Source organism: Curtobacterium sp. MCPF17_018, assembly GCF_003234135.1.
Classification (GTDB): domain Bacteria; phylum Actinomycetota; class Actinomycetes; order Actinomycetales; family Microbacteriaceae; genus Curtobacterium; species Curtobacterium flaccumfaciens.
Genome location: NZ_QKSJ01000001.1, coordinates 378940 through 394883 on the forward strand (window position 1 = coordinate 378940; position 15944 = coordinate 394883).

General features: G+C 71.7%; 12 protein-coding genes. 6 read left to right on the forward strand and 6 right to left on the reverse strand.

The genetic code is table 11. From position 1 onward, the window contains the following. The first annotated feature begins 109 nt into the window (after positions 1-109). Complete coding sequence (locus DEJ27_RS01805) at positions 110-754, forward strand: TrmH family RNA methyltransferase (protein ID WP_111090191.1); 645 nt, start codon at positions 110-112, stop codon at positions 752-754. A gap of 103 nt (positions 755-857) precedes the next feature. Here DEJ27_RS01805 and DEJ27_RS01810 read toward each other — a convergent pair whose 3' ends face one another. Next, positions 858-1847 carry a LacI family DNA-binding transcriptional regulator gene (locus tag DEJ27_RS01810; protein WP_111090192.1) on the reverse strand — a complete coding sequence of 330 codons (990 nt, stop codon included), beginning with the start codon at positions 1845-1847 and terminating at the stop codon, positions 858-860. Between the two features lie 231 nt (positions 1848-2078). On the opposite strand from DEJ27_RS01810, the gene DEJ27_RS01815 reads away from it, so the two are divergent. Beyond that, positions 2079-2882 carry an NAD(P)-dependent oxidoreductase gene (locus tag DEJ27_RS01815; RefSeq protein WP_111090193.1) on the forward strand — a complete coding sequence of 268 codons (804 nt, stop codon included), beginning with the start codon at positions 2079-2081 and terminating at the stop codon, positions 2880-2882. Between the two features lie 104 nt (positions 2883-2986). Here DEJ27_RS01815 and DEJ27_RS01820 read toward each other — a convergent pair whose 3' ends face one another. Genes DEJ27_RS01820 through DEJ27_RS01830 form a run of 3 tightly spaced genes read right to left on the reverse strand, consistent with a single transcriptional unit; the run spans position 2987 to position 6641 of the window. After that, on the reverse strand, positions 2987-5221 hold the full coding sequence (locus DEJ27_RS01820) for a YhgE/Pip domain-containing protein (RefSeq protein ID WP_111090194.1): 2235 nt from the start codon (positions 5219-5221) through the stop codon (positions 2987-2989). Continuing rightward, positions 5218-5970, reverse strand: coding sequence for a hypothetical protein (locus tag DEJ27_RS01825; RefSeq protein WP_111090195.1), 753 nt, complete (start codon positions 5968-5970; stop codon positions 5218-5220). The genes DEJ27_RS01820 and DEJ27_RS01825 overlap by 4 nt, the downstream gene beginning before the upstream one ends. Further along, entirely contained in the window at positions 5967-6641 is a 675-nt protein-coding gene (locus DEJ27_RS01830; RefSeq protein WP_111090196.1) for a TetR/AcrR family transcriptional regulator, read from the reverse strand. Before DEJ27_RS01830 ends, DEJ27_RS01825 begins: the two co-directional genes overlap by 4 nt. A 159-nt stretch (positions 6642-6800) precedes the next feature. On the opposite strand from DEJ27_RS01830, the gene DEJ27_RS01835 reads away from it, so the two are divergent. Together DEJ27_RS01835 and DEJ27_RS17640 are read left to right on the forward strand one after the other, a co-directional pair. Beyond that, entirely contained in the window at positions 6801-10442 is a 3642-nt protein-coding gene (locus DEJ27_RS01835) for a S8 family serine peptidase (protein ID WP_111090197.1), read from the forward strand. A gap of 143 nt (positions 10443-10585) precedes the next feature. Next, entirely contained in the window at positions 10586-10750 is a 165-nt protein-coding gene (locus tag DEJ27_RS17640; protein ID WP_155896763.1) for a hypothetical protein, read from the forward strand. A 104-nt stretch (positions 10751-10854) separates the two neighbouring features. Here the strand turns inward: DEJ27_RS17640 and DEJ27_RS01840 are convergent, their stop codons facing one another. Beyond that, the gene (locus DEJ27_RS01840) at positions 10855-11028 is read right to left on the reverse strand and encodes an antitoxin (protein WP_110858788.1); all 174 of its coding nucleotides are present in this window, start codon (positions 11026-11028) and stop codon (positions 10855-10857) included. Positions 11029-11236: 208 nt separating this feature from the next. Here DEJ27_RS01840 and DEJ27_RS01845 point away from each other — a divergent pair, with 208 nt between their 5' ends. Together DEJ27_RS01845 and DEJ27_RS01850 are read left to right on the forward strand one after the other, a co-directional pair. Next, the gene (locus tag DEJ27_RS01845; protein ID WP_110858789.1) at positions 11237-12571 is read left to right on the forward strand and encodes an adenylosuccinate synthase; all 1335 of its coding nucleotides are present in this window, start codon (positions 11237-11239) and stop codon (positions 12569-12571) included. A gap of 2 nt (positions 12572-12573) precedes the next feature. Beyond that, on the forward strand, positions 12574-13131 hold the full coding sequence (locus DEJ27_RS01850) for a low molecular weight phosphatase family protein (protein WP_258370284.1): 558 nt from the start codon (positions 12574-12576) through the stop codon (positions 13129-13131). A gap of 59 nt (positions 13132-13190) precedes the next feature. Here the strand turns inward: DEJ27_RS01850 and DEJ27_RS01855 are convergent, their stop codons facing one another. Beyond that, complete coding sequence (locus DEJ27_RS01855; protein WP_220032913.1) at positions 13191-15776, reverse strand: LamG-like jellyroll fold domain-containing protein; 2586 nt, start codon at positions 15774-15776, stop codon at positions 13191-13193. Positions 15777-15944 lie beyond the last annotated feature (168 nt).

A 15944-nucleotide genomic window follows, 5' to 3' on the forward strand; every position in this document is an offset into this window, starting at 1 on the left:
CTGAACCGGCGGTGCTGTGACCGGAACCTGGTTCCGGACACGGAACCGCGCAGGTCCGCGGTGCTGTGACCGGAACCTGGTTCGCCGCGCCCGGCCGTACGCTGGTCGGGTGACCACTGCGCCCGAACCGTCGCACGAGCTGACGACCAACGGGGTGGGACCGCACCCGGAACCCTGGCCCGACGACCCGAGGCTCGACCCGGAGCTGCTGACCGCGGGGGACTCCCGGAACGTGCTCGACCGCTACCGCTACTGGTCGATGGACGCGATCGTCGCCGAGCTCGACACCCGCCGGCACGCGTTCGACGTGGCGATCGAGAACTGGCAGCACGACCTGAACATCGGCTCGATCGTACGGAGCGCCAACGCGTTCCTGGCCGGCACCGTGCACATCATCGGGCGACGCCGGTGGAACAAGCGCGGGGCGATGGTCACCGACCGGTACCAGCACGTCCGCTACCACCCCGACGTCGAGGCGTTCCTCGCCGCGATGGCCGAGGAGCAGCGTCCCGTCGTCGCCATCGACAACACTCCCGGCGCCGAGCGCATCGAGACCGCGACGATCCCGGAGCGCTGCGTGTTCCTGTTCGGGCAGGAGGGCCCCGGGCTGACCGAGCAGGCGGTCGCCGGTGCCGACGCACACCTGGAGATCACGCAGTTCGGGTCGACGCGGAGCATCAACGCCTCGGCCGCCGCGGCGATCGTGATGCACAGCTGGGTCGTCCAGCACGCCCGGTTGCCGGACGCTCCCTGAGCCGGAACGGCCGGGTGGGGGCCGTGGACCCGGCCGTTCCCGCGCACCGGGCGGGCGGGGCGGAGGCGGGTCGGGCCTCCAGGCCGGGGTCCGGGGTGCCGCGTCAGCGCGCGGCGGTGGTGCGGCGCGCGACCAGGCGGGGTTCGACGAGGAGTTCCGTGGCGGCGATCCGCGGATCGGCGATGCGGGCCAGCAGGCGCTCGCCGGCGCCGCGGCCGATCTCGACACTGCGGTCGTCGATGCTCGTCAGGCCGACGTACCGCATCGCGGCCACCGGGGTGTCGTCGTAACCGATGACGGAGACGTCCTCGGGGACGCGCAACCCGCGTTCGGCGAGCTTGGACAGGGCACCGAGGGCCATCACGTCGTTCGCCGCGAAGACGGCGGTGACGTCCGGGTGCTCGTCGAGGAGCATGCCGAGGGCGCGGGAACCGGCCTCTTCGGTGGGTTCGCCCGGCAGCACCGTCGTGACGACGGACGCGTGTGCCGCCGCGGCCTGCGCGAACCCGGCCTGGCGCTCGGCTGAGGCCGCCGAGCTCGCACCGACGAATCCGAGGCGGGTGTGGCCGAGGTCGAGCAGGTGCCGCGCCGCGATGCCGCCACCGGCGTGGTCGTCGTTCGCCACGGTGTCGGCACGGGGGATCGCGACGCGGCCGCCGGCGATCACGAGCGGCATCGAGGCGGGGATCGCGAGGTCGGTGGTGGGCTCGCCGGCGATCACGATGCCCTCGACGCGCATCGAGAGGAACCCCTCGACCGGAGAGGCATCGAGCCCCGTGTTGAGGAACCGGTCGGCGACCACGAGCCGGTGTCCCTGGTCCTGCAGGCTCTCGCGCAGGCCGGTGAGCAGGTCCACGAACCACTGGTTGCGGAAGTCGTCGAGCACCACGCCGATCGTGCGGCTGCGCGTGCCGGCGAGCGAGACGGCCGCGGTGGAGGGGCGGTAGTCGAGCTCCTGGATGGCCTTCAGCACGGCGGCCCGGCGCTGGTCGCTGACCCGGGGGGAGCGCTGCAGCACGAGGGAGACGAGGGACTTCGAGACACCGGCGCGTGCAGCGACGTCGTAGATGGTCGCGGGCTTGCCGTCTCCCATGATGCGCTTCGACCTCCGTTGGCTCGTGCGTCGATCGTAGCGGGCGCGCGCCGGTTCGCTTCGTGAGCAGAACTGGTCGGGTGCGGAGCGGCGACTCGACCTCTTCTGCTCACGATCGACGCGTGGCTGCTCCTCCACACGGGAGGCCCGGTGCGCGTTGTGCACAGAAGTCGCGTTCGCCGCGCGGGCAGCTGGGGTCGCTGCTCGCGCGCCGGGGGTAGCGTCCGCTGTATGGCGACGCTGCTCATCACCGGAGCCGCGGGTCGGATCGGGAGCGCCCTGCGTCCTCGACTGCGGTCCGCGGGACACGACCTCGTGCTGCTCGACGAACAGCGGCCCCACGATCCGATCGTCGCCGGGGAACGGTTCGTGCCCGGTTCGGTGAACGACCCGGCGGCGGTGGACGATGCGCTCGCCGGGGTCGACACCGTGGTGCACCTGGCGGGCATCCCGACCGAGGCCGCCTGGGAGGACCTGATCGCGGCGAACCTGACCGGCACGAAGAACGTGCTCGAACGGGCGGCCGCCGCCGGGGTGCTCCGGGTGGTGCAGGCGAGCTCGATCCACGCAGTGGGGCTGGTGCCCGAACCCCTCGACCAGCCGGGGAGTGTGCCCGGCGACCGACTGCCCCGTCCGGACACGTACTACGGCGTGACGAAGGCGGCGATGGAACTGCTCGGCAGCCTGTTCGCCGACCGGTACGAGATGTCGATCGTGTCCGCGCGGATCGGTGCGTTCGGGGCGCTGCCGCCGACGACCCGGGGGCTGCTCATGTGGACCTCGCCCGACGACCTGACACGCCTGGTGCTCGCGACGGTGGCGCTCCGCGACCCTGGGCACCACGCGGTCTGGGCCCTGTCGCGGAACACTGGGTCGCCGGCTGACCTGTCCGCCGGGGAGCGCATCGGTTTCCACCCCCTCGACGACGCGTCCGCCGTGCTCGACGCCGACGCCCGTGCAGCCCTGCCGACGGACGACCTGAGCACCCTCGGCGGCGGGATGGTGCACCAGCCGCTCGGCGAACGCACTTCGTGAGCAGAAGAGGTCGGGTGACCTGATGTCACCCGACCTCTTCCGCTCACGAAGCGTGCCGCGCCCGCGCCCGGCGCCCCGGCGCCCCGGCGCCCCCGCGCGCTCCGCTACCCGATCAGGCTCGGGCGCAGGTCGCGCAGCGTGCGGGAACGGGTCTGCCGCGCCGTGACCACGAAGGACACCAGGAGCGCCCCGAGCAGCCAGCAGAGCAGCACGCCCGCGTCGGACCACGCGGCGCCGAGGTTCCCGCCGTACATCGTCTGCCGGATCGCGTCGACCGAGTACGTCATCGGCAGCGCGAAGTGCAGCGCCGCCAACGGTCCCGGCAGCGTCTGCCACGGGAACGTGCCACCGGCGGTGACGAGCTGCACGAGCATCAGCACCAGGCCGAGGAACTGCCCCACGGACCCGAGCAGCACGTTGAGCGCCATGATGATCGCCGCGAAGGTCGCCGAGGCCAGCACCATGATGCCGATCGTGCCGCCGACGTGCACCACGTTCAGGTCGAGGGCGAAGCGCACGATGAAGAACAGCGCCACCATCTGCACCAGGCCGAGGAGCGCCGGGGTCAGCCAGCCGCCGAACACCACCGCGAGGGGCTTCCGGACCGCCGTGATCGCACGCTTCGAGATCGGCTTCAGGATGAGGAACAGCGCGTACATGCCGATCCAGGCCGCGAGCGAGATGAAGAACGGCGCGAGGCCGGCGCCGTAGTTCGACGCGGCGGCGACGTTGTCGTCCCCGACCTTGACCGGGTCGGAGATGACCGAGGCCTGCGACTCACGCTCCGAGGCGTTCGACGCCGGGATCTTCGTGCGGCCCTCGTCGAGCGACGACGCGAGCTTCGACGAGCCGGTCTTGAGCTCGTCGAGCCCCGATGCGAGCGACGAAGCGCCCTGGTCCGCGGTCTTCGCCCCGGACGCGAGCTGCGACGCACCGGACGACAGGGTCGGAGCCGCAGCGGCCAGCGTCGACGTCCCGTCGGCCACCTTCGACGCTCCGGACGAGAGCGTGGATGCGCCCGTCGCCGCGGTGGCGATGCCGGACGACAGCTCCGGAGCCTTCGCCGCGAGCTTGCCGGTGCCGGCGGCGAGCGTGTCGGAGCCGTCGGAGAGCTGTTGGATGCCACTCGTCAGCGCCGGAGCCTGCTCGGCGAGCTGCGATGCCCCGGCGGACACCTGCGCGCTGCCGGTCTTGAGCTTCTGCAGGTTGCCCGACAGTTCGCCGGCACCGGTGCCGAGGTCGGCGCTGCCGGCCTGCAGGTCGTCGAGTCCGGCGAGCAGCGTGGTCTTCTGCTCCGGGGTGAGCACCGTGGACGCCTGCACGACCGGCTTCAGCGACGCGACGAGTTGCGGCGACTGCGCCGAGAGCTGCTGGACACCCTCGATGAACGGCGTTGCCTCGTTGGCCAGCGTGGCGTTCCCGGTGGCGACCTGCGAGGCTCCACTGGCGAGCTTCTGCGAGTCCGACGGCAGCGAGGCCGTCTGGTCACGGAGCTGGTGCAGCCCGGTCTGCAGCTGCTGCGCCCCCGCGTTCAACTGCTGCGTCTGCGACGGCAGCGCCGCCGTCTGCTGCTGCGCGCTGGCCAGCCCGGACGCCAGGGTCGACGCCCCCGACGCCACCTGCTGCGCCCCGCTGTTCAGCTGCTGGGTCTGCGACGGCAGGTCGGCCGTGCCGGAGGCGAGCTCCGCCGCACCGGAGGACAGCTTGCCGGTGCCGTCGGCGAGCTCGTGCGCACCCGAGTCCGCCTTGGCGGTTCCGGAAGCGAGTTCATCGGCCCCGTCGACGGCGTCGCCGAGGCTGTCCCGCACGTCGGCGAGCCCAACGAGCAGGGTCTTCGCCGCCTGCTTGCCGACGCGCTCGGCGACGGCGGTACGCATGGTCTTGCCCGCCTGCTCGGCGATGGTGGAGGCCAGGTACGAGTTCGTGTCGGCCGTCGTCATGACGAGCTTCGCCTGCGTCGGGTCGTCGGACTGCGCGGACACCAGGTGCTCGGAGAAGTCGTGCGGGATGGTGACGACGAAGTCGTAGGTGCCGTTCCGGACGCCGGAGCGGGCATCGGCGGCGCTGGTCTTCGTCCACTTGAAGTCGGCGCCGTCGATGGCCTCCTTCGTGACGTCCTTGCCGTAGTCGACGTGCTCGCCGTCCAGCGTGGCGCCGGCGTCGAGGTTCACGATCGCGGCGGGGATCTGGTCGAGCTTCGCGTAGGGGTCGCGGTTCGCCCACAGGTAGGCGCCGCCGTACAGCAGCGGCACGATCATCAGCGCGATGAACGCCAGGCGTGCGAGCGGGGTCGCGGTGAGCCGCGCGAGTTCTGCGCGGACGAGCGAGGTGGTGGTCACTTCTGTGCCTCCGTCGGGACGGTTGCGGATGCTTGGGTGACGGAAGGAGCGGCCGGGAGGCCCGGCTCGGTTCCGTCGGTTCGGGCCACGTCCTCGGGGTCCTCGGTCTGGGGCGTCACGAGCGTCGCGACGTCGTCGTGCGTGTCGATCGTGTCGAGCAGGTGCTCGACGGTCGCGGCGGCGGCCTTCGAGGTCACGAGGACCACGGTCACGCCCCGCCGGGTCACGTCGCGGACCACCTGGAACCAGTCCTCGACGGCGCCGCCGTGCCGCTCGGGCGAGGTGATCACGATGCCGGTCACCCCGTCGCGGAGCAGGGCGAGTTCGACGAGCAGCCGGACACGCACGGCGGTCGGCACCCGCTGCACGGCGGTGTCGACGTAGTCCCGCAGTCCGAGCTCGTCGAGCACGGTGTCGACGTGCTCGCGGTTCGGCCGCTGCCCGGCGAACGCGAGCTCCTCGCGCACGATCTGCTTGAGGGTCATGACGGGGAAGGGCTCGGCGACCCCGGGGGTGTCGACGAGGGCGAACGAGCGCCGGACGGCTGCCGGGTCCTCGTGGCCGTCGAGCAGCAGCCGCCCGGTGTCGGGCTGCATGCGGCCACCGGCGACGAGTGACGCGAGCACGGGTGCCTGCTCGGTCTCGACGGCGAGGACCCCCGGGCGTCCGGGGGCGGCGACGGCGGAGACGACGGGCAGGGGCGCGCCGGGCTCCTCGCCGATGCCGACGTGGTCGAGTTCGAGCGTCATGCGTGGTCCTTCCGGACGAGAGCGGGAGCGGGAGCAGGAGCAGGAGCAGGAGCGGCGGGTTCGGAGAGCAGCGCGGTGCGCCAGTCGATGCCGGCCGTGCCCAGCGCCGACACCACCACCATGCGCCGGCCGTCCTCGTCGCTCGTGCCGGAACGGGTGGCCTCGTCGAGGACGGCGATGCACGCGCCCTCGACCAGACGGCCGAGGGTCTCGGGGTCGACGTCGTTCCGCATGGCGCCGTCGGCGATCCCGAGCGCGCACGCCTGGCGCACCTGTGAGCGCAGCGGGGTGAACACCTCGGCGACGGGTTCGGCGAAGGGGCTGCGCACGGCGACCCGGGCCATCGAGCGGACGTGCGACACCTCGGTCCAGAGCGTCACGGCGATGGCGGCGAGGCGTGCGGCCGGCGGGAGCTCCTGCAGGTCCGAGGTGGTGGGCATGGCGGCGGCGATCCGGGCGGCGCCGGCGGTCACGACCTCGCGCACCAGGTCGTCGCGCGAGGGGAAGTGTCCGTACACCGCACGGCGCGACAGGCCGGCCGACGCGGCGATCGTCTCGATCGAGGCATCCGGGTCCTGCTGCAAGCAGGTCTTCGCCGCGTCGAGGAGGGCTGCCCGGTTCTCCGTGGCGTCGCGGCGGGGCGCGCGGGAGGGCTGCTCGGTGGTGGTCACGGACCCATCGTAATAACGTGCACACAGGTGTGCAACTTAACAGGTTCCGTCCCCCGGACGAGGGGGGTCCCCCAAAGAGCGGACTGTCCTGCCTGAGAACGAACGCATAGCTTCACAGGAATCTCATGCGAACCACGGACTGAGCCTGGAGTGCCCTCTTTGAACCGTGCAACACCGATTCCCGACCCGAACCCAACACCCCGTCGCTTCACCCGCGTCCTGACCGCCGGCATCGCCGTCGCGGCCCTCGCGTGTGGCGGTCTCGCAGTCGGGGGTGCGGCCTCCGCAGCTCCGGCCGGGATCTCGGTGGCCGACCTCAAGCTCTCCGCCCCGCTCCGTGACGCCAAGCCGACGAAGACCGTCGCCGCGTTCGTGCGCACGACCGGCCAGGGTGCCCTCGAAGTGGACGCCAAGGCGAAGGGCGGGGACCTGACGAAGTCGCGGACCCAGTCCTCCGCAGCCAAGAACCGCGTCGAGGCGATCCAGTCGACCGTCGCCGCGGTGCGGTCGGCCGTCGAGCGAGCCGACGCCGAGGCGACCGAGCTCTACTCGACCGAGTACACCGTCCCCGGAGTCGCGGTCGTCGCCGACGTCGACGCGTTCCGGCAGATCGCGGAGCGGTCCGACGTCGAGAGCATCATCCCGCTCACGCCGAAGAAGATCGTCGAGCCGACGGTCAGCGAGGACGCCGACGCCGCTCCCTCGGGCGTCGACCCCGGCCTGGTCCAGCCCGGTGCCGACGGCGTCGCGCCGAAGAACGCCGCGAGCGACGTCTACACGCGTTCGCTCGACGCCTGGCAGCAGACCGGCCACACCGGCAAGGACGTCAACGTCGCCGTCCTCGACACCGGTCTCGACTACACGCAGGCCGACTTCGGCGGCCCCGGCACCACCGAGGCGTACCAGCAGGCCCTGGCGAACGCGAGCGGCGGCGCCCCGGACCCGAGCCTGTACGACGCGTCGAAGTTCCTCGGCGGGTACGACTTCGCCGGTGCGACCTACAACGCCGACCCGACGGACCCGGACGCCTACGACCCGGTGCCGGCTCCCGACGACAACCCGATCGACGGCAAGGGCGGCGACCACGGCACGCACGTGTCCGGCTCGATCGCCGGCTACGGCCTGACCGCCGACAAGCAGCGGTTCGACGGTGACTACACCAAGCTCACCACGCAGCAGGTGCAGGACATGTGGATCGGTCCGGGCACCGCGCCCGAGGCCGGCCTGTACGCCCTGAAGGTCTTCGGTGACAACGGCGGCTCGACCGACGTCACCGGTGCCGCGCTCGACTGGGTGGGCCAGGCGCTCACCGAGGGCAAGGACATTAACGTCCTGAACCTGTCGCTCGGCTCCGACTACGGCGCGCCGGACGACCCCGACAACGCCAAGATCGACGCACTGACCGCTCGCGGCGTGCTCCCCGTGATCGCCTCGGGCAACGCCGACGACTTCACCGACATCGGTGGTTCGCCGGGCAACGCCGAGGGTGCGCTCACCGTCGCCGCGAGCGCCACGGGCCAGTCGCTCTACGACGGCGTCCAGGTCACCGCGCCGGCCGACGTCGCGAAGACCTACCGTTCGCAGTACTCGTCCAACTTCACGGGCACCCTGCCCGTCGAGGGCGACGTTGTCGTCCCGACCGCGAACATCGACGGCTGCGCAGCGTTCAGCCCCGCGGACGCCGCGGAGATCGCGGGCAAGGTCGTCTGGCTGAAGTGGACCGACGCCGCGCTCGAGTGCGGTTCCGCTGTCCGCTTCGACAACGTCGAGGCCGCCGGCGGCGTCGGCGTCCTGCTGGCGGGCACGCTCGACACGTTCGAATCCGGCATCGGTGGCAACGCGACCATCCCGGGTGCCGAGCTGACCGCGAAGAGCGTGGCGAGCCTCCAGGCCACCGCCAAGGCGGGGACCCTGCACGTCCGCTTCGCGGACGAGCTCAAGGGCTTCGAGGTCGCCTTCGAGGCGGACGCCGTGAACACGCTCGCGTCGTTCACCAGCCGTGGCGTGCACGGGTCGTTCGCCGACATCGTCAAGCCGGACATCGCCGGCCCCGGGGTCAACGTGATCTCGGCGGCCAACGGCACCGGTGACGGCCGCATGTCGATGAGCGGCACCTCGATGGCCACGCCGGACGTCGCGGGCATCGCGGCGCTGACGTTCCAGTCGCACCCGACCTGGTCCGCCCCGCAGGTGAAGGCGGCGCTGATGAACACGGCGACGCACGACGTCGAGGACGGTGACGGCACCGCGACCCTGCTCCGTCAGGGCACCGGCCGCGTCGACGCGCTGCAGGCCGTCACGGCGGACACCACGGTCCGCAGCGTCGAGAACGGCCAGCTCGTCACCGCCTCGTTCGGTGTCGTCGAGGTCGCCGCGAAGACCACCGAGACCCGGTCCCTGCTCGTCGAGAACACCAGCTCGACCGCGCACACCTACGACGTGGCCTACCAGCCGCGGGTGTCCCAGCCGGGTGTGGCGTTCTCGCTCAGCACCAAGCGCGTCACGGTCCAGCCGGGCCGGGGTGCCGTCGTGGACCTGACGTTCACGATCGCCGACCCGACGGCCCTCCGCCGGGTCATCGACCCCTCCCAGGAGTCGGTCCAGAAGGGGTACCAGCGCGAGTTCGTCGCGGCGGCCACCGGACTCGTCACCTTCACCCCGACCGACACCACGACCGATCCGCTGCGGGTCGGCACGTACGTCGCGCCGAAGCCCGTGAGTGCCGTCCGCGGCGCGGGCATCACGTACACCGGCTCCCAGAAGACCGCCGACCTGCCGCTGCGCGGCCGGGTGGTCGACCAGGGGACGGCGACGACGGGGTACCACGCGGCGGTCGCGCCGTTCGTGCTCGGCGGGACGGACCCCCAGGAGACGTTCGCGGAGGGTTCGGCGTCGCAGTCGCTCCGTGCCGCGGACGTCCGGGCCTACGGGGCGAGCTTCGACAAGGCGTCCGGCACGCTGGCGTTCGGCATCCAGACTGCGGGACCCGACGCCAACCCGGGCGCCGTGACCAACGTCGAGGTGCTGATCGACACGGACCGCGACGGTGAGCCGGACTACCTGGTCTACGACGCGAAGTCGGCCACCATCGACGCGACCCTCGCCACGACGGTCGACCTCGCGACCGGCAAGACCGTGGACGCGCAGCCCCTCAACGGCGGTGCGCCCGGGCAGGACGTCAACACCTTCGACAGCACGGTGAAGGTGCTGACGGTGGATGCCGCGCTGATCGGTGCCACGTCGACGTTCACGTACTCGGTCCTGACCGAGTCGGCCTACGCGCCGGCTGCGGCCACGAGCGGCTCGTCGATCGTGGACGAGACCACCACGGTGGCGTTCAACCCGGCGAAGCCGCCCCTGGCCTTCGCGCAGGGCTCGTCGACGGGTGTCGTCTTCGCCGACCGGGGCTCGCTCCAGGTCACGCGGTCGCCCGGTGTCGCGAGTGCCCGGGTCCTGCTGCTCCACCTCGGCAACGCGGTCGGCAGCCAGGCGCAGAGTGTCGCCGCGACCTGGGTGGCCCCGACCCTGCAGCTCCAGAAGGGCAGCGGGGTGTCGATCGCCGGCACGCCGAAGGTCGGGTCGAAGCTCAAGGCGGGCCACGGCAAGTGGAACGGCACGGGCGTCACCTACTCGTACCGGTGGCTGCGCGACGGCAAGGCCGTGACGAACGCCACGGGTTCGTCGTACACGCTCGGCTCCGCGGACGCGGGTCACCGGATGTCGGTGACGGTCGTCGCGAAGGCGACGGGCTACCAGGACGGCACGGCGACGTCGAAGCCGACCGTGAAGGTGGCGCGCTGATCCGCCGTTCGACACGGTGACCAGGAGGTGCCGGGCCCGGATCGGGCTCGGCACCTCCTATTCGTGCAGGGGTCTCGACTCGTCGGTGCGTGTACGGGACAGGTAGTTAGACAAACTAGTTACGTGGTGCCAGTGTTGCTCCCATGCAGAACACGCTGAACCAGCTCCGGTCCAACCCGGTCGAGTGGCGCCGTCGTGGACTCACTCCGCCGGACGTCATCCAGGCCATGATCGAGCAGCGCCTGGCCGAGCCCGGGCACTCCCAGCCCGTCGGTGACCCGTCGTACCAGGACTTCTTCCGGAGCTGATCCGGGGTCGGCCGGGCGATCCGGGACGCACCGACACACAGACGGGAGGCGCGGTGCCAGCTGGCACCGCGCCTCCCGTCTGTCTGCCGGTGACGTCTCGGACGTCACTTGCCGATCTTGCCGTCGGCCGCGTCCTCGGCCTTGCCGATCTGGTCGCCGTGCCCGCCGCCGGTCGCCTTGTCGGCCGCGTCACCCGCCTTGTCGAGGCCGGTGTCCGTGGCCTTCTCGCCCTTGTCGCTGTCGGCGAAGTCCTTCGCCTTGTCTCCGATGCCGCTCATGTCGTGCTCCTTCCCTGGTGGATCTGGACGGGTCCGACCGTGCTCCGACCGATCCGGACGGACACCCAGGTGCGCTGGATGTGGACAAGCGGCGCGCCGTCCACAGGGCGTCACAGCGGGTGACGCGCAGGTGACCAGCCGATAGACTCGGGTGGACCACCGGCCCGGACGGCCGTGTGCGGTCCTCCGCCAACGTGAGGAGAACCAGATGCCCGCAGCAGTCATCATCGGCGCCCAGTGGGGCGACGAGGGCAAGGGGAAGGCCACCGACCTCCTCGGCTCCCGCATCGACTACGTCGTGAAGTTCAACGGCGGCAACAACGCCGGCCACACCGTCGTCGTCGGCGGCGAGAAGTACGCCCTGCACCTGCTGCCCTCCGGCATCCTGACGCCCGGCGTGACCCCCATCATCGGGAACGGCGTCGTCGTCGACCTCGAGGTGTTGTTCCAGGAGCTCGACGCCCTGCGCGCCCGCGGCGTCGACGTCTCGAAGCTGCTCGTGTCGGCCAACGCCCACGTCATCACGCACTACCACCGCACCGTCGACAAGGTGACCGAGCGGTTCCTGGGCAAGCGCCAGATCGGCACCACCGGTCGCGGCATCGGCCCGACCTACGCCGACAAGATCAACCGCGTCGGCATCCGGATCCAGGACATCTTCGACGAGAACATCCTGCGCCAGAAGGTCGAGGCCGCGCTCGACCAGAAGAACCACCTGCTGGTCAAGGTCTTCAACCGTCGCGCGATCGACCCGGAAGAAGTCGTCGAGTCGCTGCTCTCGTTCGCCGAGCGTTTGCGCCCGATGGTCGCCGACACCGCCCTCGAGATCCACCGTGCCCTGGAGCGTGGCGAGACCGTCCTGTTCGAAGCCGGCCAGGCCACGATGCTCGACGTCGACCACGGCACCTACCCGTTCGTCACCTCGTCGTCCGCGACCGCCGGCGGCGCTGCGACCGGTTCGGGCATCGGCCCGGGCAAGCTCGAGCGGATCATCGGCATCGTCAAGGCGTACACGACCCGCGTCGGTGCCGGTCCGTTCCCGACCGAGCTGTTCGACGAGTCGGGCGAGTTCCTGCGGGCCAACGGCTTCGAGTTCGGCACCACCACCGGCCGCCCGCGCCGCTGTGGCTGGTACGACGCCCCGATCGCCCGCTACACGGCACGCATCAACGGTGTGACCGACTTCGTGCTCACCAAGCTCGACGTCCTGACCGGGCTCGAGACGATCCCGGTGTGCGTCGCGTACGAGGTCGACGGCGTCCGCGTCGACGAGGTCCCGGTCAACCAGTCCGACTTCCACCACGCGAAGCCGGTGTACCAGGAGTTCCCCGGCTGGACCGAGGACATCACCGGAGCCCGCACCTTCGACGACCTGCCGAAGAACGCGCAGGACTACGTCCTGGCGATCGAGGCGATGTCCGGCGCACGGATCTCCGCGATCGGTGTCGGTCCCGGCCGTGACGCCATCGTCGTGCGGCACGACCTGCTCGGTGCCGACGAACGTGCCGACGAGCGCGCCGGCGAACGCACCGACGCAGCGTGACGATGCGGATCCTGTTCGTCTGCAGCGGCAACATCTGCCGGTCCCCGCTCGGCGCGCAGGTCCTGACGGCTCGGCTCGGTCCGGACGCCCCGGCGTTCGTGGTCGAGTCGGCCGGCACCATCGCCGACGACGGGGCCCCGATGGACGCCGCCTCGGCCGAGCAGTCCGTCCGGCTCGGCGGCGAGCCGACGGCCCACCGGTCGAGGTACCTGACGGCCGACATCGTCGAGCGTGCCGACCTGGTGCTGACCGCCGAGCGATCGCACCGCGCAGCCGCCGTCTCCCTGGCGCCCCGGGCGTCCAAGCGGACGTTCACGATCAAGCAGTTCGCGCGGGTGCTCGCCGGCCTCGAGCCCGGTGACCTGGCCGACGTGACGAGCCCGCAGCAGCTCGTGGAGCGCGTCGCCCGCCTGCGCGGCACCGTCCCGCCGCCCGCCGACCCGGCCGACGACGACGTCGACGACCCCTACCGTCGCTCGACGGCGACCCACCAGCGCGTCGCCGACGAGCTCGACGTGGCCCTGACCGGCATCGCGGACGCGTTGCGCGCGGTGGTCTGACCCCCTGACGGACGCCAGGCCAGGTGCCAGCTGGCACCGGGCCTGGCGTCGTTGTCGTGCTACCGACCGGTGCCGGCGTCCGTTGCGGGGCCGGTCACGCGGGGCAGACCGCCCAGGCGGCGCCGCAGCAGCACCGCTGCGCCGGTCACGAGCAGCAGCAGCGCCGTGACCCCGAGGAGCCCGAGCCCGTGTGCGCCGGTGAAGGCGAGTTCGCCGTCGGCGACCGGGCGGTCACCGGCTCCGGGGACGTCGCCGACCGGGACGGCGGGAGCGTCCGCAGCGCCGTCGCCCGTGCCGCTGTCGCCCGCGCCGGGCGTCTCGTCGCCGGGGGTGCCCGGTGCGGGTGCGTCCGGATCCTCCGGTTCGGCCTCGGCTGGCACCGCGACCGCGAACGCGACCGCCGTCCCGCTCCGGGTGCCGATCGACTGGACCGCCTCGGCCGAGCTGGTCTCGACCGCGCGCACGGCGGCGGCGCGACGGGAGTCGTCGCCGGCCAGCTCGACCGTCCAACCACCGTCGGACCGGACCTCGGTGGTGCCGGTCACCGCTCCGGAGAGCGTGACGGTGGCACCGGGGTGCCCGTCACCGGTGATCGCGGTCGGTACGGCCTGGGTGCCGGGCTCGTCGACGGTGAGCGCGTCGAGGTCGGCGCGGGCGGTCAGCCAGGATTCGGCTCCGATCGGGTGGTCGACCACGCGGGTCTCACCGATGCAGCCGTTCCAGCCGTTCGTGGCGGCGTCGTCGACCCAGTCGCTGCCGAACAGCCACGGCATGCCGTCCTGCACGGTCTGCCCACCGGTGTCGGTGGCGTTGCGGAGAACCGGGGCGCCGTCGATGTACATCGTGGTGGTGTGGGCGTCGGCGTCGTTCACGAGGGCGACGTGCAGCCAGCGGCCGGGGATGATCTCGCCGGACCACGCGGTGCGGTCACCCTTCGCGGCGTCCGCGGTGATCTCGGTCCACTGGAACTCCTTGAGGTTCGAGATGCCGAGCGCGGCCGGGGACGCGGTCCAGTCCCAGCGGGTCTGCGGGACGCCGATCTGGGAGCGGTTGCCACTCCGGACGATCGCCTTCGACCACGCGTTCGCGCCGTCGGTCCAGGACGGGTCGACCTCGAGGAACGTCTCGATCGTGTAGCCGTCCGGGAACGTCGCACGGTCGACCGTCGTGTCGCCGGGCGAGGTCAGTGCGCTGAAGCGCTTCGCGGCCTTGTCGGCGTTCGCGAAGCAGAGCCCGGCGCCGTCGGAGGAGAGCGGGTGCGCTTCGTCGACGATCGTGACGTCGGTGTCCTGCGCGGTCGGGGAGCCGGACTCGGCGTGGGTCATGCGGGTGAGGTCGGCGTCACCGACGACGTCGTCCACGGTCGCACCGGGCGCGAGGGTGCCGGGCTCCTGCGCACCGGGACGCCACCAGGCCAGCGTGCCGTCGACCTCGGTGTGGTCGGCACGGCCGCCGGGCAGCTCGGTCGTCACCGGCGGAGCGCCCTCGAACCCGTCGAGCAGCATCTGGCGGGCCCGGTCGATGAGCGGCGGCTCGTCGGCGGATCCGGCGCGGAAGTCCGGTGCGAACCCGGCGAAGCGTGCACGGAAGTCCACCGGCACGGTGTACCGCTGGTTGGCGGCGTCGAGCAGCGGCTGGTCGTAGGACGTCAGGGTCGAGGACGGCTTCCAGGTCACCCACGGCGACGCGGTCTGCATCGCGAGGGTGCCGTTCGTCAGGTCGAACTCCATCAGGCCGAGGTAGCCGTTGCCGCCCTCGTAGTCCATCTGGTGATCGATCAGGACCTGCGTCACCGCGTGCCCCGCCGTGTTCGTGCGGCTCTTCCAGGTGGAGCCGTGGAAGTGCCCGTTGAGGGTCAGGAAGACCTGGTCGTTCGGGGCGATGACGTTCTTCCACAGACGCTCGCCGTAGGCCGTGTCGACCGCGGTGAGGCCGTCGGTGGCGATGTTGATGACCTCGTGCGAGGTCAGGATCGTCGGCAGGGTCGGGTGGGCCGCGATCACCTGGTTCGCCCACGCGAGGGTCTCGTCCGAGGCACGCCACGGCAACGCGAGCGAGAGGAACCGCTGTCCCTCGGCCTCGAACACGTGGAACTGGCTCAGCCCGGTGTGGTCGGTGCCGGACTCGACGGTCGGCTGACCGGTGGCTCGGGACGCCGGGAAGGTCTGCAGGTACGGCTCGGCGGCGAGGTCGTACGAGGTGTCGAACACGGTGTCGGCGGAGTTCCGGACGTCGTGGTTGCCCGTCGTGATGCTGTACGGCAGCCCGGCGTCGTCGAGCACCGACATCGCCCGGTCGGCCGCCTGCCACTCGCCGGCCTGGCCGACCTGGTCGACGACGTCGCCGACGTGCGTGGTGAACGGGATGCGCAGCTCGTCGGCGTGCTCGGCGAGCCACTCCGTCTGCACGTGGAACGGGTCGTCGCCGTAGCGGGGGAGGAACTGCGACGCCGAGTAGCGCGAGTAGAACTGCGTGTCCGGCAGCACCGCGAGGGTGAAGCGGGACGCGAGGTCCTCGGCGGGGACGGGAGCCGCCGCGGCCGGAGCCGGCGCGGCGGTCAGGACGGGGACGCCGACGGCGGCGGCGAGGGCGAGGGCGGTGGCGGCCAGGGCGGGGGATCGATGGCGAGAGCGGTGTGCGGTCACGCGACGATGCTGGTGGCGACGTCTGTCGCGGTGGTTTCCTGAGTGTGACCACAGCGTGAGCGGCAGGCGACCACCACCCCTGCAACGACGGACGGACGGCCCGAACGGCGCTTGCATCCTTCGATGGAACTCGCGCAGGTGCATCCCGAAGCCGGTCGTCCCCGAGCG